This window comes from Mariniflexile sp. HNIBRBA6329 (genome assembly GCF_043558645.1).
GTDB lineage: Bacteria > Bacteroidota > Bacteroidia > Flavobacteriales > Flavobacteriaceae > Mariniflexile.
The window spans coordinates 1-26,163 of sequence record NZ_JBIFXS010000006.1 but is presented as its reverse complement, the minus strand read 5'-3'; the positions used below and the strand labels follow the sequence as shown (position 1 = coordinate 26,163).

Sequence of the window (26,163 nt, the reverse complement as noted above, 5' to 3'; positions counted from 1 at the left end):
TAAATTTTTAAAAATGAAAATAAAAAAACTTTTTAAAACAAAACAGTTTATAGACAAGCAGAAGCCATTGAAACTTATATTTCAGACGGTTTTGTTTTTATTGACTGTACAATTTTCTTTTGCCCAAGATTGGAATATCTTAGGGAAGGAAGAACAAATTTCTACCGTGGCATCCGTTAACACATCTATTGTTGTTTTAAACGATGTGCCCTATGTTGTATTTTCGAACGAAACCGGTGCTGCAGTTAAGGTATTGAGAAAAGATTTTTCTACTGGAAATTGGCAGCAATTTGGAAGTGATATAGGTACAAATATTGCGCATCCTCGACTATTTTTAGACAATTCGGATAATTTTTATGTTACGTTTGTTGATGTTGATAATGGAGAAAAACTAGCAGTAAAAATTTATAACCAAGGTACCGATACTTGGCAGCCAATAAATAATGATACAAATAATTTGTATGTATCAACAGGTTCGGTCAATACCATTCAATCGGCATATAAATACAACCCTCGTAGTTCCTTGGCATTCGATTCCAGTAACACGCCTTTTATTGCCTTTGGCGATAATGGTGTTTTGACTCCTTTTGTGAAAAAATTTGACGGAACTTCATGGGTAACTGTAGGTGGTGGCGCTGTTAATGCTTCAACTATAGCTGTGTCAGTTAGTCTTGTAATAGACGAATCAGATGTGCCTTGGCTTTCTTTTTCTAGTTTAGCTGGTATGACCTCTTCTACAGGGGCTTTGCGACTGTATAAATATGGTGGTACAACCTGGGATAACATTGCTACACCGGTGTCCTCGGCGATTAGGCACCCTGCAATGGCGTTAAATTCTTTGGGAAATTTAGTTATAGGATATTTTAATACTGGTAACAGAAATAAAGCAACAGTTATTGATTACAATAAAGCAACTGCTACTTGGAATTCGGCAACCCCACTTAGTAGTAGAGATGCTCCTGAAATAAGTCTATCCAAAGATGGTGAAGGTAATCTTTACTGTTCTTTTGTTGATCAAGGGTCTCCATATACTAATGGAGCTAGGGTTTTTAAACAAAATGCAGGAACCACAGCTTGGGCAGAAATGTTGGGAGCTTCTGTTAACAGTGCTATTGATGAACCAGCTAACGATTTAAGTCTTTTTGCGGGAAATACCTATCCTTTTGTTATATATACAAAATTAAATTCCAACGGGGTGAGAACTCCAATAGTTCAAGCTCATTTAAAATTTATTAGCACTGCTACTTTGTCTGATATTTCTTCAACATCGGTTACTACTGGAGGTGAAATTTTTACTGATGGTGGTTCTGCAATAACTGAGCGCGGTATTGTTTACGGAACAACTGTTAACCCAACAATAGACGATTCAAAAATAATAGACGAAACAGGAAGCGGTATAGGCGCTTTCGCAACAACAATTACAGGGCTTACTCCAAATACAACCTATCATGTTAGAGCTTATGCTACTAATAGTGTAAGCACTTATTATGGTGAAAACTTAGCTTTTGTAACAACTTCAGGCGGAGACCCTTCAGATGTATTGGTAATTGATAATGGCACTACTGTTGTATTAAAGAATGGTATTGTTGAAGCAACAATTAATAAATCGAATGCCACAGTAACAAGCCTTATTTACAACGGACTTGAATTGATTCAAGGAGGTTTTGGTGGAGGTAGTATTTATTGGAGCTGGAACATGCCTAGTTATCAAAACCCTAGTAATTGTGTCTATACATTAGTTACCGATCCAAATAGTAATAATTATGACGGTGCTGAAATCAAATTGCACATGACTTGGGACGGAAATTCTTCTACCGCAGCCATGGATGTTGATATTTATTATTCCTTACAACGTAATACCTCAGGGCTTTATGCAGCGGCAACGCTTTTCCATCCAGCAAGTTATCCTAAAAATCCAGGAGGAGAATGGCGTATGTCAAGCTATCCTAATCCAAGGTTCGATTGGTTAAGTGTAGATGAGTTGCGAAATCGCTTGATGCCTTCTAAGTTTGATCTTGATAATGCTTTGCCTGTTAATGGAGCACCTGTAGAGGTTACTTTGCTAACAACAGGTATTGATAAAGATAAATATGAATGTAAATATGATTATAGTGCTGATTTTGGAGATATTGATACTTGGGGATGGAGCAGTACTGCTGATAATGTAGGGTTATGGGTAACGGCTCCAAGTAAGGAGTATTACCCAGGAGGTCCTGACAATACAGAATTATTGTGCCATGCAACTCCGGTACTATTGAATATGTTAGGAGGCACTCATTTTGGTTATGGACAAGAAACAGAAGTAGCGGCAGGAGAAGAATGGCAGAAAGATTTTGGGCCATTTCTACTGTATTGTAATAAAGTGAATCCAGGTACAGAAAATGCGCCAATAGCATTGTGGGAGGATGCAAAGGCTAAAGCGAAAAGCGAACAAGGAGCGTGGCCATACGATTGGCATGCTAATCCCACGTATGTTAAACAAGATGGACGCGGAACGGTAACTGGAAAGTTAGTGATTGACGATTCGGGAAATCCTTCGGCATCAGCAGCCAATTCATGGGTAGGACTTGGAATTCCTCCAGTGGGAAGTACAGATATTACACAGTTTCAGCGTTGGAGTAAGAATTATCAATTTTGGGTAAAGACCGATGAGAATGGTAATTTTACAATTCCAGATGTCTTGCCAGGAACGTATAACCTTTTCGCTTATGGCTCTGGAGCAAACGGACAGCTTACTTTAGCCAATTATGCAACAGTAACTGCAGGAAACACAACATCTTTAGGGAATGTCACTTGGGTTCCTACGCGTCATGCGGCAACAGTTTGGGAAATTGGAGTCCCAGACAGGGATAGTAGAGAGTTTAGGCATGGCGATGATTGGTGGACAAGTAATACCTATCCAGATGAACGCTGGGGTATTTTCCTTAACTATCCGGATGAATTTCCAAATGATGTAAATTTTACGATTGGAGAAAGCGATATTGCGACCGACTGGAATTTTGTACACTACTGGGACAAAACCAAGAGGGCAACTTCTCCTGCGTGGAAAATTAATTTTACTTTAGATGAGTTACCAATTAGTGGCTCTACAGCTTCAGTTTATGTAGCAGTAGCAGAAATGAAGAGTTCTGCCCTTATCATGACTGTTAATGGAACAAACGTTACAGTGCCATCAACAGGTATTGGGTTTAATGATAAATCCAATGCTATGTTGAGAAAGAGTACGCACGGAACGTTTAATGAAATTAGGTTTGATTTCTCAGCAGACCTCCTTAATGTTGGAGAGAACCAAATAGGTTTTACGATTAGAATTGGTGGCAGCGAAACACTAGGAAACATTATGTACGATTATATTAGGTTAGAGGCAGATATTGAAACATTATCTATTGATTCAGTAGAAAAATCAAATTTGGTGAAGTTGTATCCAAATCCAACGCATAACGAGGTGTCGGTATCATTACCCAATTTGTCTACTTTACAAAGGGTTGAGGTTTATAATAATTTAGGACAATTAGTATCAACTCAATTTAGCAATAGGGTTTCTTTAGAAAAATTAAAGAGTGGATACTATTATTTTCTAATAGTGACATCCCATGGAAGTTACGCCAAAAAGATTGTTAAAATTTAGTGTGATAAGTTAAATTAAAATACCTCCCAAAATAAGAATATTAGGGAGGTATTTAATAATTTAAATCGATAATAAATATTTTTTATTTAAAAAATAGATAAATGAAAGGAAATGATAACCATTGATTGTTTTTGATAAGTCCATTTCAATGATTGCTATGTAGTTTTACAATCATTAAATTAACAATTAAAAACTAAAATTTCATGAAAACAACATTACAAAAAAACATTTTAGCATTTTCTATTTCAGTATTGGCTATTGGAGCATTAAATGCGCAAGACGTGAATTGGACAGGAGCAACGGATTCTGATTTTTCAACTGCTACCAACTGGGATACAGGAGTATTGCCAGGAGCCTCAAATGCTATTGTTATGAATGATATGGGCAATGACCCTGTGTTAAGTGTAGATTATCCTACTTCTGTAGCTTCCTTAAAATTAAGGGGTATAGACAATACTTTTACGGTTTCAGCTTCAATAACAGCATCAAACGATTCTAGTTTTGATGGTACTTTGACAATTGATAATCCATCTGCGATTATGACTTTTGGTGGATATACAAGTTTTGCCCATATATCAAATTCTACTGTAAATCTTAATGCAGGTACTCTTAATTCAAATGGTGAACTTAGGATTTCCTATCTTCTAGACTGTACATTTAATGTTAACGGGGGTGCTATAATATGTAACAACATACGCTTTAGTAGATATGGCGGAAATGGTACATTGAATATTAATTCAGGTTCGGTAACTGCCTCAGGCTTTACTATGAAAGCAGGTTCTGTTGTTAATATTGATAATGGAACATTGATTTTAAATGGAGATCAAACAACAAATATTTCTACCTATGTTACAGCTGGTACAATGGCAGCGGTTTCTGGAAAAACCATTGAAGCTTCTTATGATGCCGTTGCAGATAAAACTACTGTAATTGCTACGCCATCACTAAGTGTAGATAATGCTTCTAAAGTTACTGTAAATATTAAGTCTGTGGGAAATCATGTTTACGTGAGTAATGTGAAATCTATTACAGATATAAATGTTTACAGTATTACTGGAGCTTTGGTAAAAACATTAAAAACAACTACGGATACAGATTTTAATTTAGCATCTGGTATTTGGATTGCAACAGTTAAAACAGTTGAAGGTCAAAAATCTATAAAATTATTGTGCAAAGAATAAATAGTCTAGTATAGAACATAATCTTAATAATAGGAAGTCTTGGATTTGCATAAGTCCAAGACTTTTGTTGCTTCTTAAATATCGTTGTAAAAGAATAGAGTCTGCGTATAATTTTAAATAATAATTGGAGATCATCACTAGTTGTCTGGATTAACTCTAAAGAGACTATAGCTTGGTATTGAATTATAAATTTTAAATATGATTAAAGGGTTTTATCAAAATAAAAATAAGCAATACAAACTGTACGTTATTATCGTATGGATGTTTTTTTTATTGTTTAATAATCAAACAACTTCACAAAACCTTTTTTTTGAAAAAGTTTATGGGCAAGGTGTAAATCCAATAACTCCTATACACGGTATAACGAAAGATCCAATTGGATATATTTGGTTTGGGAGTTGGAATGGGCTTTATAGATATGATGGAAAAACATTTGATTTGTTTTATCATAACCCAAACGATACTAAATCAATTCCTAACAACCGAATACGTAATGTGGTTTCTGATGATAAATATGGGCTTTGGCTCTTAACTTTCGACTGGAAGTATGTAAAGTTTAATTATGAACAAAATAACTTCCAAATTAAAGAAGACGGTGAGGTACCAGAGTTAATTAAAACACAGCTTGCTAATAACTCTAATAAAATAAATGCAGATAAGGTCGTAGATGGAAAGGTATACTATTTGTCTTCTCATCAGTTTATATCTATAGACTTAAAAACCAAGAAAGAGTTTTGCTACTTAGCTGATATTAATCAACCGGGTAGATTGTTTGATGACTATGTATCTTCTTTTTTTATTGATAATGAAAGTATAATTTGGTTAGGAACAAGAAATGGAGACATATACAAAGCCAACCCAAACAGAAATCCATTCAATTTACATTATACCTATAAACCAAAAACTAATAGATCAAAGTTAACTACCGTTAGAGATATTGTTAAAGTAGAAAATACAGTATGGGTAGGAACAGATGAAGGTGTTTTGATTTATGATGATAATGACGAGTTGGATATAAATCACCCTTTTTACAAATCAAATAGTAAGATTAAATTTGTTCGTACATTATTTAAAGACAAAAATGGAGGCGTTTGGATTGGAGGCGTAAATGGACTAGAATATTACAACCCAAGGACAAAGGTATTTATTCCTGTTATTGTTGATGAGTTTCATGCTGGTATTGAAATTAAATCGGTCTACGCTATAGAGGCTTTTGATGAAAACATAATATGGGTAGGTTTGTACAATGGAATTGCAAAAGTTGATATACAAACCCATGAAATGGTTTTTTATGAACTTATAGACGAGATTCAAGACCATAGTGTAACTGATATTTTATTTTTGGATAAATATCATCTATTGATAGCTACCGAAGGAAATGGTATTGTGCCCCTAAAGTTAAATGATGCTTTAGAAGCTACAGTTGATGATTCATTATATACTTCAAGTTTAAAAACAAAAGTTTCAAGAAAAATTATTTATGCACTTCACAAAGACAAAAAAGGAGATATTTGGGTAGGCTCTAGTGAAGGTCTAAATAAAATTGATATTAAGTCAAACCCAGTTAGGGTAGAGAATGTTCGTTTGCAATATGATACTCCGGGGACATATATATCTTCTATTACAGATGATGAAGATGGAAATATTTGGATTGCTCATAAAGAAGGGATTTCTTTAATTAGAGCCATTAGTGGCGAGGTTTTAAATTATCAAAAATTAGATCAATTTGGTTCATGGAGTTTTTGGGAACGTGCATTTTATAAAGATACGCTCCATAGCACTATTTATTTTGGAGCAAAAAATGGATATGTTTCTTTTAATCCTCAAAAGATAAGAAATGTTTTTAGGGGTGAAAGCAGATTGATTTTAAAGTCGCTCTATATATCAAATCAAAAGGTAATTCCTATGGATACTATCAAGGACAAGCCTATTTTGTCTAAGACATTATCTCAGACCAAATCTATAGACTTAGATTATGATAATAGAAATTTTGGCATTGAATTTAGTTCTTTAAATTTTCACAATGCCTCGAAAGAGGTTTTTGAATATAAACTAGAAGGATATGATGAAGATTGGATAAAAACCACAAATAATAAGGTGTCATATAATAAAGTGCCACCAGGAGATTATATTTTCAAAGTTAGGTCAACCATGCATCCTAAAGGGAAGGTTGTTAAATTAAAAGTTCATATTTCTGCATTATGGTATAATACAACATTAGCAAAATTTATATTTATTGTTTTGTTGCTTTTGATTTTATATTTTGTTTTTAGGGAGGTTTTGTACAGAGACCGTTTGAAAAATGAAATTAAATTGGAAAGATTAAATAGAGAACAACAAGCTGAATTGAATAAAGAAAAACTTGAGTTTTTTACAAGTGTTTCGCATGAATTGAAAACGCCATTAACCTTGATATCAGATCCATTAAAGCAACTTCGGAAAGGACAGTTAAATCATCAAGATAGAGAGATTTACCTATCCATAGTAGATCGAAATGTTGCAAACTTAAACAGACTCATACACCAAATTTTAGAATTTAGAAAGTCCGAAAAGGGGAAATTAAAGGTAAATACTACACTTTGTGATTTTTCTGAGTTGATTCAGAGTTGTTATAATTCTTTTGAATTAATAGCTGCTAATAGAAATATAAAATTTTATTTAGATGCGGATAAAGCCCCTTCGAGTTGTTATTTAGATATAGATAAGACGGAGCAAATTATAATAAATATTTTATCGAATGCTTTTAAATATACTCCAGATGGTGGAAGTGTGTTGTTTTCAGTAAACCTCAATTCTGATAATTCTTTCATAAAAATAAAGATTAAAGATACAGGTATTGGTATTCAGTCATCTTCCTTGAAGAAAATATTTAAACCTTTTAATAATATAGGCGCTCGACCTTTTCATGGAAACTCATCTGGCATTGGTTTGTCGTTAACTAAAAATTTAGTCCACTTACTAAATGGAACGATTAAACTAGATAGTTATCCTCAAAAGGGCACCAAAGTGTCTATTAAAATTCCATATATTAAAGGAGAACAATTGAAAGAGGATGTTCAAAATGTCAAAAGCTTTCATGAAGTAAATGAGGAGAATGTTCAAATTGATATAGATAATGAAAAGCCGACCATTCTAATTGTTGAAGACAATGCAGATGTACAAGCATATTTAAATAAAGAGTTAAGTAGTCAGTTTACTTTGCTTCAAGAATATAATGGTAAAAAAGGATTAGAAAAAGCTATCGAACATATTCCAGATTTAATAGTTTCTGATATCATGATGCCCATAATGGAAGGTGTAGATATGTGTAAGCATTTAAAATTAAATGAGTCCACTTGTCATATTCCTGTTATTTTACTTACGGCAAAAGATTCTGACGAAAATCAAATAGAAGGTTATGAATATGGAGCAGAAGCTTATATAACAAAACCCTTTAGTGTTGATGTTTTGAAGGCCCAAATAAAGAGTGTGTTGGAAAATAGGTTATTGTTGCAAAAACAAAAGGCACTCTTAACCTCTGTAGATAAATTACAGAAGGAATTACCAGATTTAGACCATCTATTTATAGAAAAAGTAACCGGTTTTATTACCCAAGAAATTAGTAATACTGATTTTAATTCAGATAGATTAGCAGAGCTTTTGGAAATAAGTCAAAGTCAATTGTATAGAAAACTTAAAGCGGTAAGTGGTAGCACTGTACATGAGTTTATTACTCGTGTTAAAATGGATCATGCAGAAAACTTGTTGATTTATTCAAATCTTAATGTTTCTCAAATTGCTTATGAAACAGGATTTTCTGAACCTTCTAATTTTTCTCGTACCTTTTCGAAACATTTTGGTTGTAGTCCATCAAATTATTTAAAGAAGAAAAAAAGTTAGAACAAAATAGCCCAATTAGAATTGGGCTATTTTGTTTTGTTTGTAAAACGTTGAAAATGAACGATCCTTCGTGTGTCATTTTAGTTGTCCTAAAATAAATACAGATATTTAATGAAGTTTAAGATTGTTTATTTATATCATACATACTCATGAACGGATATGATATATTTTGAGAATATGTGATACATGTAAAAACATGCTTCTAAAGTAATTTTGGAATGGTTATGTTGTAAATAACTCCAACTTTAAGGTATAAACGTATTAAGAAATAGTTCATGAAAATTAGAAAAGTTTATTTAATCATTTTATTATTTATCATCTTATCAGATGTTGCAGGTTCACAAGAACAGGTAAATTCGAGGGTAAAATATAATTTCAATTATGGTTGGAAATTAAAAGTTGGAGATGTTAAAGAAGCAAACCAAGTTCGATATAATGATGAAAATTGGAATGAAATTAATTTACCTTTTGCTTGGAATCAAGCAGAGGCTTTTAAATTAGATATAACTGAATTGTCAACAGGAATTGCTTGGTATAGAAAAACATTTCAACTGCCTGAAAACTCAGAAAATAAAAAAGTATTTATTGAATTTGAAGGTGTTCGTCAAATGGGGGAGGTTTTTATTAACGGACAATTTATTTGTAGACATGAAAATGGTGTCATGGCCTTTGGTTTAGATTTAACACCGTTTTTAAAAGCTTATCCAGAAGAAAACGTCATTGCTGTTAGAACTGATAATGATTGGAAATACAAGGAAAAGCTTACAGCTTCAGAATTTCAATGGAATAACAATAACTTTAATGCTAATTATGGAGGTATTCCTAAAAATGTATACCTGCATATAACTTCAAAAGTTTATCAAACCTTGCCTTTGTATTCTACTTTGGGTACAACAGGGACCTATGTGTATGCAACAGATTTTAATATTGCAGAAAACAAGGCAGTCGTCAATGTGTCTTCTCAAGTAAGAAATGAATCTTCAAAATCCATAGATGCCCATTTAAAGATAAGCATAAAGGACATTGAAGGCAAAACTGTGGCATCCTTTAAAAGTGAAGCCTATACAATATCTCCTAAAGGTATGAGAGACTTACATGCTGCTGAAACTGTTTCAAATTTAAATTTTTGGAGTTGGGGATATGGGTATTTATATGATGTTACGAGTGAAATAATTTTAGATAATCAATCTGTAGATAAAGTAGTGACTCGTACCGGATTCCGTAAGACTAAGTTTGATAAAGGAATGGTGTACTTGAATGATAGAGTGATTATGATGAAAGGTTATGCGCAACGTACCAGTAACGAATGGCCTTCTTTAGGGATGTCTGTTCCTTCTTGGATGAGTGATTATTCCAATCAATTAATGGTAGAAAGTAACGGTAATTTAGTGAGATGGATGCATGTTACACCATGGAAACAAGATGTAGAATCTTGTGATAGGGTTGGTTTAATGCAAGCTATGCCCGCAGGAGATTCAGAGTCTGATGTGCAGGGGCGTAGATGGGAACACCGTGTGGAATTAATGAGAGATGCTATTATCTATAATAGAAACAATCCAAGTGTTGTGTTTTATGAGTCAGGAAACGAAAGTATTTCTGAAGAACATATGCAAGACATGTTAAATATTAGAAACATGTACGATCCTTATGGAGGTCGAGCTATTGGATCTAGGGAAATGTTAGATAGTAAAGTTGCAGAATATGGAGGTGAAATGTTGTACATAAATAAGAGTGCACGTATTCCATTTTGGGCAACAGAATATAGTAGGGATGAAGGATTGCGTAAATACTGGGATGAGTATACACCACCATACCATAAAGAAGGTACTGGGGGGACTACCCATAAAAATGTTAATGGATCCAAAGTAAAAGATGCAAGTGCTTATAATCATAATCAAGATACGCATGCAATCGAAAACGTAGTGCGGTGGTTCGACTACTGGGAAATGAGACCTGGAACAGGTGAAAGAGTTAGTTCAGGTGGAGTAAATATTATTTTTAGCGATAGCAACACACATTACAGAGGGCAAGAAAACTACAGAAGAAGTGGAGAAGTTGACCCAATGCGCATTCCTAAAGATAATTTTTATGCGCATCAAGTAATTTGGGATGGATGGGTTGATACCGATACACCACGAGCACATATTATAGGACATTGGAATTACTCCAAAAAAGTAACAAAAGATATTACAGTTGTTTCAACGGCAGATGAAGTGGTATTGTTTGTTAACGGGGAAAGTTTGGGTAAAGGAATCCAACATAAAAGGTTCTTGTTTACTTTCAAAGATGTAAAATTTAAGCCAGGAATTATAAAGGCCATTGGTTATAACAATGCAGGTAAACAAATATGCGAAAATGAAATAAAAACCGCAGGAAAGCCTTACGGACTGAAATTAACCACTATAGAAAGGCCAGGGGGAACTTTGGCAAATGGGAGTGATTATGCAATCGTACAGGTTGAGGTTGTTGATCAAAATGGAAATCGGTGTCCTACAGCATTAAATATGATTGATTTTAAGGTAAGTGGGCAAGGTAATTTTATAGGAGGCATTGCTCAAGGACCAGATAATTATATTGGATCAACTAAACTTCCTGTAGAATGTGGCGTTAACAGAATTTTGATAAAATCCACAGATAAAGAAGGTGTAATAAAAGTTACAGCTACTGCAAAAAGTTTAATGAATGCAAATATTACTATCAATACCAAAGATGTAGATGATAATAAATTATCAAATGTAATTCCTGCCCAAAGTTTGCCATTTTATTTTGGAAAAGGAGCTACACCAAACACACCATCATATAAAGTAAAGAGAATACCAATTAAAATTATTAGTGCATCATCTATATCAAATGTTGAAGATGTTTACAAAAGCTTTGATGATAATGAGTTAACAGGATGGTCTAATACGAAGAATGAAGCATCTGTTATTCAGTATGAATTAGAGCGTGAAGCAATAATCAATCAAGTGGTGTTAAAGCTTTCAGGTTGGAGAAGTAGAAAATATCCCATCAGAATTTTAGTAGATAATCAAGTTGTTTTTGAAGGGACAACAGCTCTAAGTTTAGGTTATATAACACTCGATGTTAAACCAACAAAAGGAAAGGTGGTTAAAATGGAATTAATGGGGTCTACAGAAGATAGCGATGCTATGAATTTGGTTGAAATAACAGGGAAAGTAGATAGTGCAGGTTTAGATGGTAGTAATGCGTCAACACAACAATTTCCAATTATAGAAGTAGAATTTTATCAATTAATTGATCAAAACAATTAGTCTAAATATTTAAAGGAAATTGAATGTATTTCTAATGTTGTTTATTAGAAAAAACAGGATATGAAATCTCTAATTAGAATGTAGTTTAGTTTGATTGCCTATTAGAGTGCGAAATTTCATTTTGGTAGGCAATTTTTTTAAATAAAATTTAATTTAAAAAAAGGAGATTTTAAGTTTAAAAAAAATTAAAACAAAAGATAAGAAATAATGAATTATTTTAAAAATATCCTTCTGATTTTTTTATGCACTTTTACCTCCGTTTGTGCAAAAACTCAAAATAATGAATTAATTAAAGAGTTTAATTTTGGTAAAAATTTAAGCCAGAATTCCGGAGTATCAATCAATAAACCATTTTTATATACGGATAGTTTAGGTTACGGATTTGATTTTAGGTCTTATAAAAACGTAAAATTTAAGAATGATTATCTTTCAGGCATAAAATCAGTGTATTTTTCTGTTAAACTCCCTGAAGGAAATTATAAAGTAGATTTAGTTTTGGGAGGAAATAAATGTGCTGTTACTACTGTTAAAGCAGAATCAAGAAGATTGATGCTAAATAGTGTAAAAACCAATAGAAATGAAACTGTAACAAAAAGTTTTACAGTAAATGTTCGAACACCTAGTATTGATGATAATCATAAAGTTAAACTTAAATCTCGTGAGTTTGATTATTTAAATTGGGATAATAAATTAACATTAGAATTTTTAGGGGAATTTTGTATACAAAGTATCAGGATTACGCCAACGTCCAAGGTTACAACAATATTTTTAGCTGGAGATTCAACAGTAACCGATCAAGATATCGAACCTTGGGCATCTTGGGGACAATATATTACCAATTACTTTTCTTCTGATGTAGTTATCGCAAATCATGCAGCTTCAGGTTTAGCCTTAAGTTCTTTTAAATCTGGAAACAGGTTGATAAAAATACTTTCTGAGATGAAAGCAGGTGATTATCTTTTTATTGAATTTGGGCATAACGATGAGAAAACAAAAGGAGAAGGCAACGGAGCTTGGGGTTTATATACTAATTTATTAAAGGAATTTATATATAAGTTTAGGGAAAAAGGAGGTATTCCTATATTAGTTACGCCAACACAAAGACGTCATTTCAATGAAGATGGAGATTTAAAGTCTACACATGGTGATTTTCCTGATGCTATGCGAAAGGTTGCTAAAGACTTAAATGTACCTCTAATAGATTTAACTAAAATGACAACCCTCATGTATGAAAGCTGGGGAGATGAAACTTCTAGAAATGCTTTTGTACAATACCCGTCCAATACATTTCCTGGACAAACAGAAAAATTGGAAGACAACACACATTTTAACAATTTTGGCGCTAACGAAATTGCTAAGGCTGTGTTATTAGGTATCCAACAATTAAAATTAGATATAGCCAAATATATTAATCCCAACACACCAAATTATAATCCCAATAAGCCCGACAATATTCAAAATTGGAATGTGCCAATGAGTCTAAGGTTTGATACGACCAAACCAGAAGGTAATTAATCATAAAAAAGTCTTAAAATCATGTTAATTGTTTGTTTTAGATAATTTGACAGATTTTGATAAGTATTGGCGATGATTGATAATAACCAAATCAAATTGCAGGACTAAATTTGATTTTATAAAAATTCCATTTTTTAATAAAACTAATTAAAACTGCAATTCCTGTCCAACAAAACTAATTATTAACTAAAAACTAAAAATTATTAAACCAACTAAAACTAGTGACAAAAAAAGAATACCCTACTACTTAATTTTTTACAAACTTAATAAGACAAAACAATAATGAAGAATAAAGTACTCTATCATTTGATTTTCTTGCAATTGATTATTTTCACTACTAGCTGCAGTGTTAAGGAAGAAATTGATAACTATTATGCAAGACCTGATGATCTTGAAGCCCCAATCTATCAACAATTGGAAGCTCGAGGTAATTTTAAAAATTTAACTGCTTTAATTGAAAAGGCAGGATATAAGGATATATTAAGTAAGTCTGGTTATTGGACCATGATGGCGCCAAATGACAATGCTTTTTCCTTATTTTTTCAAGAAAATGGTATTTCCGATATATCTGGTATAGATTCTTTAATGGCGTCTAAAATTGTAAAATATGCTTTAATATATAACGCCTTTCGTACTGAAAGACTTTCCGATTATCAATCCAATGTGGGGTGGGAAGAAGACAACGCATTTAGACGAAGAACTGCTTATTATGATGGTTTTCAAACAAAAATAGTAAATGGAGCCCCTAAAATTGTTGTTGGCTCTAATCGAAACAATGTTCCGGGAGGGGATTATTATATTCCTGGGGACAACAACAATAAGTACATCACCTATTTTGTGAGCGAGTATATGGATGCATTTGGTTTAAGTGCTTATGATTATAACTATTTTTTCCCAAATACTAATTATACAGGATTCAATGTCTTAGCTGGAAATGCAACGGAAACAGATATTGTTGCAGAAAACGGGATTATTCATGAGTTGGACAAGGTTTCATTGCCGTTAATAAATCTAGATCAAAAACTCGAAACAAGTTCAGATTATAGTCTTTTCAGAGAATTGTTAGAAACCAATTTGGTTAATTATGTTTTCGATGAAGATGCTACTACATCGTATCGTAACTATACGAAAAAGACTGACGAAGTATTTGTTAAGGTATACGATCCTGCATTGTCATTTTCGCCAAATAATGAGAATTATATAAAAGATGCCGATAATGATGGACAAAGTGATGCTTATACTTTAATTGTTCCTGAAAATACAGCATTACAAAAATTTATCGATGAGGTGTTATTAAAAAATTATCCTTCTTTAGATAAATTACCAAAATACGTTTTTGAAGATTTTTTTAACGCGCACATGATTCAGAATGCCGTTTGGCCATCTGCCGTAGGAGGTTACAGTAATGCTCTGGATGAGAATATTCGTATAGACATGAACACTGATGTCGTAGAAGCTAAAGTTTTAAGCAATGGCTTTTTTTACGGAACGAACAAAGTACAGGAATCTAACTTATTCTTTAGTGTTTATACCTCGGCATACTTGGATCCTAAGTTCACTTTGGCTACACGAATTTTTAATGATGGTTCAGGATTCCGTGATATTATTAGTAATATTTACAGCAATTATACCTTATTTCTCCCTTCAGATGACATATTAATGAATTTAGGTTTTAATTATAATATTCTTAGTTCGCAATGGGTTTATACATCTCCAATTAATGGGAATTCCGTTTATGGTTCCTTAGCTAGGGCACGATTGCTTAGGGTTTTGTACAATGGCATTGTTCCAACGCCTAATGATGAATTGAATGATCTTTCAGGTTCTGGAATCATTAGAACTGGAGATTTTGATCTCCCAGGTGAATACATTAAATGGGAAAATAACCAAGTTTTTGCCGCTGGAAATGAAGTTCTGGGAAACCGCGTAAATATTCTAGGGTTTGAAGACCAACGAAATGGTCGTACCTATTATATAGACAATATAATTGAATTTAGTGAACAACCTCAGGGTGTCGATTTATCTGAGCTTGCTGGTCAACCAGGTTCTCAATTTGAATATTTCTTTGAATATTTAAAGAATTCAGACTTGTATGATTCGGGTTCGGGAGCCATAGAAGGAATAGAACTAGGTACTCCTCTTACAATTGTTATACCAAGTAATGATGCCATTCAACAAGCAGTTGTTGATGGTGTTTTGCCAGGTGATTCCGTATCTGGTACTCCAGATTTTAATCCAAGTAAACAAGGGGTAAAAGATCAAATAAAAAGTTTTATACAGTACCATATTCTAGTGAACCGAACAGCATCTGACGACGGTCTAATTAATGGTTTAACAGAAACTCTATTAAAAACTGAATTAGGAGAAAAAACTTATGTAAACATATCGAGTTCACCTGGAGATTTAATATTTGTAGACTCTGCAGATAGAATTGCAAACTACATAAAAAGTGACAGCAACCACCTAGCAGACCGCTCACTAATCCACTTAGTAGATAACTATCTTTTATACACAGAATAAAATGAAATATAATATTACCAACTTTTTTTACTGTTTTTCATTTGTAGTAATCAGTCTTGCATCTTTACAGCTTTCAGCTCAAGAATCTAATATTATAAGAGGACAAATATTTGATGAAAACAAAGTGCCCCTCGCTGGAGCAACTGTAATAGAACAAGATGCTGAAAAGCGAACTATTACAGGTGTTGTAACCGATTTTGATGGCAAATTTGCTATACGTGTAAGAAACATCCAAAACCAACTGGTTATTTCAACTATTGGTTATAAAACTAAAACAGTTGCTATTGGCAATCAAAAGAATTTTATCTTTAATATGGAGGTATCCATCGAAGGTTTAGATGAAATTGTTATAAGTGCAACTAAAACACCAGACAACGGATTGTTGAATATTGCTGAACGCAATTTAACGACAAGTGTTGTAACTATTCAAGCTAAAGATCTTGAAAATACTCAAGCTGCATCTATAGATGAGGCACTTCAAGGTAGATTGCCTGGGGTTGATATTACAGCAAGTTCAGGTGACCCTGGAGCTGGAATGCAAATACGTATTAGAGGTACATCTTCCATCACCGGATCGTCGGATCCCTTGGTTGTAGTAGACGGTATGCCTTACGAAACATCAATACCAGAGGATTTTAACTTTGGTTCTGCCGATGAGCAAGGTTATGCAGCATTATTGAACGTAGCGCCTTCTGATATAGAAAGCATCACAATTCTAAAAGATGCCGCAGCTACTGCTATGTGGGGTGCTCGAGCTGCCAGTGGGGTGTTGATTATTAATACAAAAAGAGGATCTGTAAGTGCTCCTAAAATTGGTTATAGCTATACGGGTACTATGTCCAAGCTTCCGCGTACAATACCTATGCTTAATGGTGATCAATATTCACAGTTTATTCCTGAAGCTTTTATGAATCGTAATGGTACACCTCTTAACACCCTTACCGTTAAAGAGTTTCAGTATGACCCACAAGAGGTATATTGGTACAAAAATTATGGTAATAATACGAATTGGATAGATGCTATTTCACAAACAGGTATTACTGGAGAACACAACCTTTCTTTACAAGGAGGTGGTGAAAAAGCACGCTATTTTACCTCTATAGGATACTACAACTCTAAAGGTGTAACAAAAGGTACTGGTTTTGAACGTGTTAATGGACGTCTTAATTTAGATTATATTGTTTCTGATAGAATTCGATTTAAAGCAGATTTGTCGTATACAAATACAAATACCCAGCGTAATTATGTAAATAGTTTTTCTGGTAGTGATCGTGATCGATTAAGAGGTGTTGCATATTCTAAAATGCCAAATATGAGTATTTACGAATATGATGATTTAGGAGATTTGACACCTAATTATTTTTCACCAGCGCAAAATATTCAAGGTGGGTACTCGCGTACATACAATCCTGTTGCCTTAGCTGAATATGCTTCAAATGAACAAACAGGACATCGTATTGTTCCTCATTTCAATTTAAAAGTAGATTTAATTCCTAACAGGTTAATTTCAACATTTGATCTTCAATTCGATTTTAATAGTACTAAAGCCAAAGCCTTTTTACCACAAAACGCAACTGGAAGACCGTTTACGGAAACTGTTGTAAATCAAGCATCGGATGCTGATGTAGATGCCACTAGTGTGACTTCTAAAACGAATTTTATTTATACACCGGATATTGGAGAGAAACATAATATTCAAACAATACTATCATTACAGACAAATGACTATAGGTATGAGTCACATCAAGTACTTACCTCAAATTCAGCATCGGTATTTTTAACAGACCCATCGGTTCCTTCTAGAACCCAAAACTCTGAGTTAAGATTGTACAACAATAATAGTCAGTCTCGCAGTGTTGCAGCATTAATAAATACGCAATATAGTTTATTGGATAGATATATTGTAAATGTAGGGCTTCGTGGTGATGGAAATTCGAAATTTGGACCTAATAATCGTTATGGGCTTTTTCCTTCTATTTCTGCAAGATGGAGAGTTTCAGGTGAACCATTTATGAAAAATTTAGATTTTGTAGATGATTTTAGTTTTCGTGCCAGTTTAGGTCAGTCTGGTAGAGCGCCTCGTCATGATTATCGTTATTTTAATGTTTACGGAAACTTTAATTCAGAATATTTAGGGTATAATGGTGTGTATCCACAAAACATGGAGTTGAGTAACTTAAGATGGGAAACCTTAACTGGTAAAAATTTAGGCATCAATTTGCAGTTATTTGATAAACGAATTATGCTTGATGTAGATTTTTATAAAAACAGAACAAAAGATCTTCTTTTTCAAAATCTGGATTTAACTACTGTTTCTGGGTACTCAAATATTTCTGATCAAAATGTAGGTACTTTAGATAACCAAGGATGGGAAGTAGGTTTATACACCACGCCTTTTAAATCTGATAAATGGCAGGTTGATTTTAACTTTAACATATCTAGAAATCAAAATATAATTCGAGAAATTTCAGAATTCTACCCAAGTGAAAGTGGTAATGTAGACCGAAATGGAGAATTTAAGCGCTTCCTTCAAACTGATAACCCATTTGGATCCTTTTATGGCTATAGATTTAAAGGTGTATATCCAGATTTGGCCTCTACCCAAGCACGAGATGCTAATGGAAATGTTATTATAGGTCCTAATGGACAAACGGTATACATGCGTTTTAATTATCCCAATACCGACTATTTGTTTCAGCCAGGGGATGCCATCTATGAAGATATTAATAAAGATGGTAATATTGATAGCCGTGATGTGGTTTATCTTGGCAATAGTAACCCCAAGTTTACAGGTGGTTTTGGCCCCTCTATCACCTTCAATAAACAGTTCAAGCTACTCATGTTCTTTACTTACCGCTTAAATTATGATATTGTTAATGGTACGGATATGATAACAACCAACATGTACTCTTTCGATAACCAAAGCACAGCTACACTATCTCGATGGAGAAATCCTGGAGATGTTACGAACATGCCTCGTGCTGTGTATGGAGCGGCATATAACTGGCTCGGATCCGATAGATATGTAGAAGACGCTTCATTCTTAAGATTTAGATCAGCAACCTTTAGTTACCAATTTAAAAAAGAATTTTTAAAAAGTTTAAAGCTTGAAGATTTAAGTGTTTATTTCACTGCCGATAACATTTTAACTTTTACAAATTATCGTGGTCAGGATCCCGAAGTAAATATGCGAGGAGGAGATCCTTTTGGAATTGCAATAGACTTTTCAAGAACACCTCCTACCCGTCGTTTTACAATAGGATTGAGAACCAGATTTTAATACTAAAATTATTTGATTCATGAGAACAAAAATTATATATACACTAGCTGTTTTAATAGCAATACTCAATGTGTCTTGCGATAGCTATCTAGATTTGAAGCCAGAAGATGGTACTATACGTGAGGAGTTTTGGAGAACAAAAGAAGATGTAAGAGCAGCTGTAATAGGTATTTATTCTTCAATGCTAAATACACCTCCCTCTGAAAGCGACCTGAGACTTGCAGAATATATGTTTATATATGGAGAATTAAGAGGAGGGATGGTTTCAGAGGCTGCCTTTACGACCGATGAGCAAAGAGATATGATAACAACTAATATTTTATCATCCAACAGTCTTACCAGTTGGTCTGCTTTCTATCGAATTATCAATTATTGTAACACAGTAATTGAGCTTGCTCCAAATGTAAAAAATATAGATCCCACCTTTACACAGGAACAGCTTAACAACTATCTTTCGGAAGCATTAGCTATTAGAGCTTATCTTTATTTTACTTTAGCACGTACGTTTAAAGATGTGCCTTTAAAGTTAGATGCTACTTTATCGGATGGAGATAATTTTCAGCTTCCAAAAGTCTCTCAAAATGAAATTTTCACTCAAGTTATTGCAGATTTAAATGATGCAGAACGCTTTGCCGTAGAAGATTACGGTAATACACCTGAAAATAAAGGGCGTATTACAAAGAGTGCAATCAATGCTATGCAGACAGATGTATATTTATGGGTGGCAGATTATGATCAAGCACTTATTGCGGCGGATAAAGTTGTTGGTTTTCAACTTGTTAATTCTAGTTCTCAATGGTTTTCAACAGTTTTTGCAAGAGGAAATTCAACAGAAAGTATTTTTGAATTACAATATACAACACAAAATCAAAACCCCTTTTATTCAATCTTTTTACAGCGTCCTCAGTACATCGCAGAATCTTCTGTTTTAGAAAGTGTATATGGATTGGATTTGCAAAACCCTGAAAATAAAGATATTCGAGGAGAACGTGCTTCATTCATACCCGGTACTAATGAAATTTATAAATTCACAGGGCTTAATTCGGACACTCGTAAAACACTTGAAGATTCTGATACTCATTGGTTTGTGTATCGTTATGCAGATGTGTTATTAATGAAAGCAGAAGCGCTTAATGAATTAGATAGGGGAGATGAAGCTTTAGAGATTATTGCCCAAATACGAGAGTCTAGGTCTGCTAACTATTTGACAGAAGAACAGCTTACTGGACAAGATAAGAATGGGGTTCGACTTTACATTCTTGCAGAAAGAGCACGAGAGTTAGCTTTTGAGGGGAAACGTTGGTTTGATATATTGCGTAATGCGCGTAAGGAGGACTATAAGTATATAGATATCATACTTAACGTTGCCATAAAAACGGCGCCAGCTAATCAGCAACAAAGTATTTTAGCGAAACTAAAAGACCCTAATAGTCACTACCTTCCAATAAATGAGTACGAACTTTATACAAATAAGTCACTCGTACAGAATCCATTTTACAAATAAAAAAAAATTAAGTCATGAAAAATTTATTCAAATTACCTGGTTTATTGAGACTTATGTTTTTAACTCTTTTACTAGTTACAGTTTTTGTTAACTGTGCTCCAGAAAAGTACAGAGAGTCTACAGATGAAACATTAAACATCACTGAATATCTAAGGGCCAATGCAAGTGAATACTCGTTATTCCTCGAAATTTTAGATATAACCGATTATGCGTCTTTTATGAATACGTATGGAACTTATACTTTGTTTTTGCCAACAAATAATGCTGTAGAGACATATCTTACGGATATAGGAGCGACCTCACTTGTCGATGTGCCAATAGAGGATCTTAAAGAAATTGCAAAACTACATATATTGGATCAAAAAGTAGAAACAACCATATTTACAGATGGCAAAATTGCTACTCCAAGTTTGCAGGGACAATTTTTAGTTACAGGTGCAACAAATGATGCCGACGGTTCTAGTATAACTATAAACAAAGATTCTAAAATTATTGTTTCAAATGTTCAAGTAGGTAATGGCATTATGCATATCATTGATAAGGTACTGCGTGTTGCTAACAAAACGATTGCGAAAACTATAGAAAGCGATCCTTCTCTTTCTATTTTTACTGAAGCATTAAAAGCTACAGGTTGGTATGATAAATTAGACCAACCTATAACTTTTAACCAAGATGGTATTGCGAGCTATTTAAGTGTTTTAACTCAAACAGATGCTGTTTTTCAGGATAGTGGGTTTAACACTATTGATGATTTAAAAGTAAAGTATAGCCATCTCAATGATCCAATGAATCCGGAAGATAGTTTAAATTTATTTGTGGCTTATCGTATACTACCAGGTTTGAATTATTTAGCAGATTTGGCTGTAACACCAACCTCACTTACTAAAGCTCCCTTGGAAGTAATTAGTTTAAAGCTTGCTGCAGATACACTTCTAATTAATGAAGAAACATTTAATGGTGTATTAGAGAAGGGAGTAGAGATTAATAGAGAAAGTAGCGATATTACAGCATCAAATGGCGTGGTACATTTTGTAAAAAAGAATTTCTTTATTAAGAAAAGATTACCAGCACCTGTATACTTTGATCCCGCAGATCAACCAGAATTTAGACAGTTAAGTTCTGTTTTTAGAAAACCAGGAAATTGGGCATCATTATCTGATGCCGAGTTAGCCGATGTTACTTGGGAAGGAAGTCAAAATGTTACTTATACAGCTCCAACAGGAACTAGTGGAATGGGATGGCATGGTGATTTATTTGAAATCTATCGTTTTCGTGATTCTTATATAAATAATATTGAATTTACTACACCAGTAATTATAAAAGGACAATATAAAGTTTGGGTTTCCTACCGAAGAATAGCCAGAACCCCCACATCTATTCGTACTTATTTTAACGATGTGCAACTTTCTAGGTTACTTAATATGACAGAATGGGGAGATAGTGGTACGCCTGAGCGCGTTTTAGAATCTCAAGGATACAAAAGACATATAGAACCTTATAATGGGGCGTATAATTCTAGGTTATTAGGTGTTATAACCGTTGAAACAACAGGTAGACATAAGCTTAGAATGGAATCATCAACTAATGCAGGTGGTACTAGTATGATAGATGTTATAGAATTTAGACCTGTGGATATGGATCAATTGTATCCTAAATTCGAGTCAGGTGGAGATGGACTAATCTATCAATAAAAAATAATTTAACTAATAGCTAATTATACTCTATTAAATATGAAATCCATAATTAAATATTCAAAAATCATATTTCCGGTCATGGCCATGTTGCTAGCTGTTTCTTGTTCCGATTCTTGGGAAGGACGAAGCAGTACAAATGACAATAACCTTAAACAAACACTTAGTGAACGCATAAAAAACACCTCTGAAACTTCTGAGTTTGCAAAACTTTTAACTGAAACAGGCTTAGATATTGAATTGTCAAATTCTAAAACTTACACCGTTTGGGTACCAACCAATGAAGCCATGAATCAAGTTGATCCGGCCTTTTTAAGTGATTTAAATAGTAAGCGTTTATTTGTACAAAACCATATTGCACTAACTGCATTTTCATCTGTTAGCACTCAAAATACGGTTACAATACAAATGCTTTCAAACAAGTATCTAGAGTTTAAAAACGGTACTGCTATGGATGATGCAAATGTTGTAACAGCTGATGAATACGCGTCAAATGGTTTGTTTCATATTATAAACAAATCTCTCGAACCTAAATCTAATATTTGGCAATACTTAAAAAGCAAAATAGGAAGCAATGCCATGAGTGCGTATTTATCAACCCTTGATGAATTTAACCTATACACTTCTGATAGTATTGCAAAAGCTAATGAGTTTCATGAACTTTACGCGGACTCGTTAACAAACTCTTATCTAACAAATGTTTACAATCTAAATAATGAGAGAAACAGATATACTTTTTTCTTATTAGAGGACGATGCATATAGTAGTGAAGTACAAAAACTGGAGCCTTATCTAATTAAGAGCAATACTGATTCTACCTCGATCTATGCTAGCTATTTTAATGTTAGGGATTTTGCATTTCCAAAAGCTATTACTCGCGAAAATCTACCAGATACACTTACTTCTCGCTTTGGGGTAAAAGTGCCTATAAATAAAGCTAATATAGTTGAAGAAGTACAATTAAGTAATGGCATTGTATATATAATGAATTCTTTAGATGTACCACTTGAAACACGATTGCTTACAACTCAAATTGAAGGTGAAAAACCAAGAGGTTTTAGTCAAAACGACAAACGTGCTAACACTTTTTACAGAGAAAAAGAAGATTTAAACGGAGTATTATTTTACGATATAATGGTTCAAAACCACAGAACGGCCTTATTTGCAATTAATTATAGTGCAAATAACTTATACAGTACAACCTATAAAGTTTATTGGAGGGCCGTTAATGATATTCAGGTAAATACATATCAACAGCGTTTGCGTATTGGAGATGCAACAGATCCTATAGCTTTATTACCTTATACAGATGTAGCTCCAAACGTTTATGATGAAATTTATATAGGAGAGTTTACCCTTAATGAGTCTGGTAGTTTAGGATTAATTTCTCTCATTGCCGATAATACATCTGTTGACGGTAATAACACATTAACCTTAGATTACTTAAAACTGGTTCCAGTAATTAAATAAAATGTTTTTTAAACCAACTATTATGCTAAAAATATTGCAACTAACAAGTCTATTATGCATACTGCTTTTCGGTGGGATAGAAAGTGGACTTCATGCCCAAAGTTCTTCAAAATCTACTATTGAAGGTTTACAGACAACAAGCGGTATTCAAATTAAAGGCATCGTCAAAAATGCTACATCAGGAAAAGGAATTTCAGGAATAAACATCGCTGTAAAAGATTTCTCAGCAGCAATCTCAACAGAAGATGGAACTTTTGCAATAAATGTTCCTAATCTAAACAGTTTACTAATTGTAAGTGGTCAGAACTACCAAACTAAAGTTTATCCATTAAAAAATCAAATTGATGGATTAGAAATAACACTTTTTGAAGCGAGTTATTCCCAGTTTTATCAAACAGCTATTTTGCCCGATAATTCCAAATTACAATATAATAACCCAAATGCAACCTATGTTGTAGATTTTGAAAAAGATCAATGGAGCAACCCTGTTAACCAGTCTTTAGGCAACTTTTTACAAGGTCGTATTGCTGGACTTTCTAGTGTAGGTAATTCTGGCGTGCCCGGTTCTGGTGCCTATTTAACATTGAGAGGGTTTAATTCACTTTACGCCACTAACAAACCTCTAATTATCTTAGATGGTATGATTTACGATGATGAGGATTACGGTTCTGGCATTATCCAATTTAATGGTACTTCACCGCTTTCTATGTTAGATGTTAAAGATATTGAAGATGTTACCGTTCTAAAAGATGGGTCATCTCTATATGGTACAAAAGGCGCAAATGGTGTTATTATTATTACTACAACACGTCCTGTAGATTTGAGTACAAAAATTGATTTTACTATGTATGGAGGTATCAACGAAGACCCTCATCAATTGCCAGTTATGAAGTCAGGTGCTTATAGAACATACTTATCACAGTTATTAGCAACTAGAGGAGACACCCAACAACAAATTGCAAATAGACCGTGGATGCTAGATAATACTGATAGTGGTTCATATTACCAATACCATAATGATACGAATTGGCAAGATAAAGTATTTAAAGCTAGTGAAAACCAAAGTTATTATTTAAAAATTAGAGGTGGAGATAATATTGCAAAATACGGTATATCTGTTGGCTATTTAAATAGTGAAGGGATTATGGGCAATACAAGTTTACAACGCTATAACACAAGGCTTAATGCTGCGTTGCGCTTAACAGAAAAACTTTCGGTTAATGCTAATCTATCTTTTATTTATAATACGGAAAATCAACATGACCAAGGGCTCGCTTATAAAACTAGCCCAATGTATTTAGCGCTAACCAAATCGCCGTTTGTTGCTGGGAACGCTATTAATAGTACAGGTGAAGTATCGCCAAATTTAGCAGATGTAGATATTTTTAATGTAAGTAATCCTTTGGCAATCGTCAAAAATAGTATTGGTACTAATAAAAATTATCGTTTCTATGGGAATTTAAATTTCCAATATGATATAAATAAATATTTAAAAGCGAATTTATTAGTTGGCCTTACACTAAACAAGGAACGTGAAAACTTTTTTATTCCAGATTTTGGTGTTTCAGATATTATATTGCCAACAGCAATTGCAAAAAATCGTAGTGGTAGTGAAGTACAACAATATTATTCTCTATATACAGATGGTTATTTGAACTTCAATAAAAGTATTGATTATAAACATAATTTTTATTTAAAAGTTGGACTTCGTTCCCAATCAAACGAATCTGAAAGTGATCTTGGATTAGGGTTTAATTCTGCTACAGATGATTTTACTACAGTAGGTGCAGGAAGCAACCTATTAAGACAAGTAGGTGGTGCTTTAGGTGAATGGAACTGGGTTAACGGTTATATAAGTGCAGAATACAATTACGCGAATAAATATTACTTAACCATGAATACATCTTATGATGGCTCCAGTCGATTTGGGGAGGAAATTAATTTTGCGGCATTAGGATCGTTATCTGCAGCTTGGATAGTTTCATCTGAAAACTTTATGAAAAACACAAGTGCCATAGATTTACTTAAACTTCGTACAAGCATAGGAGTAAGTGGTAATGATGACATAGGAAACTATACCGCTCAACAACTTTACGTTTCTCAAAACCTATTAGGTATTCAAGGTTTGGTTCGAGGAAATATTGGGAATCCAAAGTTAAAATGGGAAACTGTACGTAAATTTAATTTAGGAGCTGATTTAGCTTTATTCAATGAGCGTTTTAA

The 26,163-nt window shown here is 33.6% G+C and carries 11 protein-coding genes; all 11 read left to right on the top strand.

All coding sequences use genetic code 11. The features are described 5' to 3' along the window. Nucleotides 1-13 precede the first annotated feature (13 nt). Complete coding sequence (locus tag ACGK9U_RS09055) at nucleotides 14-3,628, top strand: polysaccharide lyase family protein (RefSeq protein ID WP_394466052.1); 3,615 nt, start codon at nucleotides 14-16, stop codon at nucleotides 3,626-3,628. 203 nt (nucleotides 3,629-3,831) lie between these two features. Then, nucleotides 3,832-4,809, top strand: a complete 978-nt coding sequence (locus tag ACGK9U_RS09050; RefSeq protein WP_394466051.1) for a hypothetical protein — start codon at nucleotides 3,832-3,834, stop codon at nucleotides 4,807-4,809. Between the two features lie 198 nt (nucleotides 4,810-5,007). After that, nucleotides 5,008-8,688: a helix-turn-helix domain-containing protein gene (locus tag ACGK9U_RS09045; protein WP_394466050.1), complete on the top strand. Its 3,681-nt coding sequence runs from the start codon at nucleotides 5,008-5,010 to the stop codon at nucleotides 8,686-8,688. Nucleotides 8,689-8,963: 275 nt separating this feature from the next. Then, nucleotides 8,964-11,960 (top strand): sugar-binding domain-containing protein, encoded by a 2,997-nt coding sequence (locus tag ACGK9U_RS09040; protein WP_394466049.1) that lies wholly within the window; start codon nucleotides 8,964-8,966, stop codon nucleotides 11,958-11,960. 207 nt (nucleotides 11,961-12,167) lie between these two features. Next, nucleotides 12,168-13,475, top strand: a complete 1,308-nt coding sequence (locus ACGK9U_RS09035; RefSeq protein ID WP_394466048.1) for a rhamnogalacturonan acetylesterase — start codon at nucleotides 12,168-12,170, stop codon at nucleotides 13,473-13,475. A gap of 282 nt (nucleotides 13,476-13,757) precedes the next feature. Then, nucleotides 13,758-15,995 (top strand): fasciclin domain-containing protein, encoded by a 2,238-nt coding sequence (locus ACGK9U_RS09030; protein ID WP_394466047.1) that lies wholly within the window; start codon nucleotides 13,758-13,760, stop codon nucleotides 15,993-15,995. A 1-nt stretch (nucleotide 15,996) separates the two neighbouring features. Beyond that, complete coding sequence (locus ACGK9U_RS09025) at nucleotides 15,997-19,275, top strand: SusC/RagA family TonB-linked outer membrane protein (RefSeq protein ID WP_394466046.1); 3,279 nt, start codon at nucleotides 15,997-15,999, stop codon at nucleotides 19,273-19,275. Between the two features lie 19 nt (nucleotides 19,276-19,294). Then, nucleotides 19,295-20,779 (top strand): RagB/SusD family nutrient uptake outer membrane protein, encoded by a 1,485-nt coding sequence (locus ACGK9U_RS09020; protein ID WP_394466045.1) that lies wholly within the window; start codon nucleotides 19,295-19,297, stop codon nucleotides 20,777-20,779. Nucleotides 20,780-20,793: 14 nt separating this feature from the next. Then, a complete protein-coding gene (locus ACGK9U_RS09015) occupies nucleotides 20,794-22,470 on the top strand; it encodes a fasciclin domain-containing protein (protein WP_394466044.1) in 1,677 nt (558 codons plus the stop codon). Between the two features lie 39 nt (nucleotides 22,471-22,509). Then, on the top strand, nucleotides 22,510-23,940 hold the full coding sequence (locus ACGK9U_RS09010) for a fasciclin domain-containing protein (protein ID WP_394466043.1): 1,431 nt from the start codon (nucleotides 22,510-22,512) through the stop codon (nucleotides 23,938-23,940). Nucleotides 23,941-23,962: 22 nt separating this feature from the next. Then, the coding region (locus ACGK9U_RS09005) for a SusC/RagA family TonB-linked outer membrane protein (RefSeq protein ID WP_394466042.1) at nucleotides 23,963-26,163 on the top strand (2,201 nt) is incomplete at its 3' end.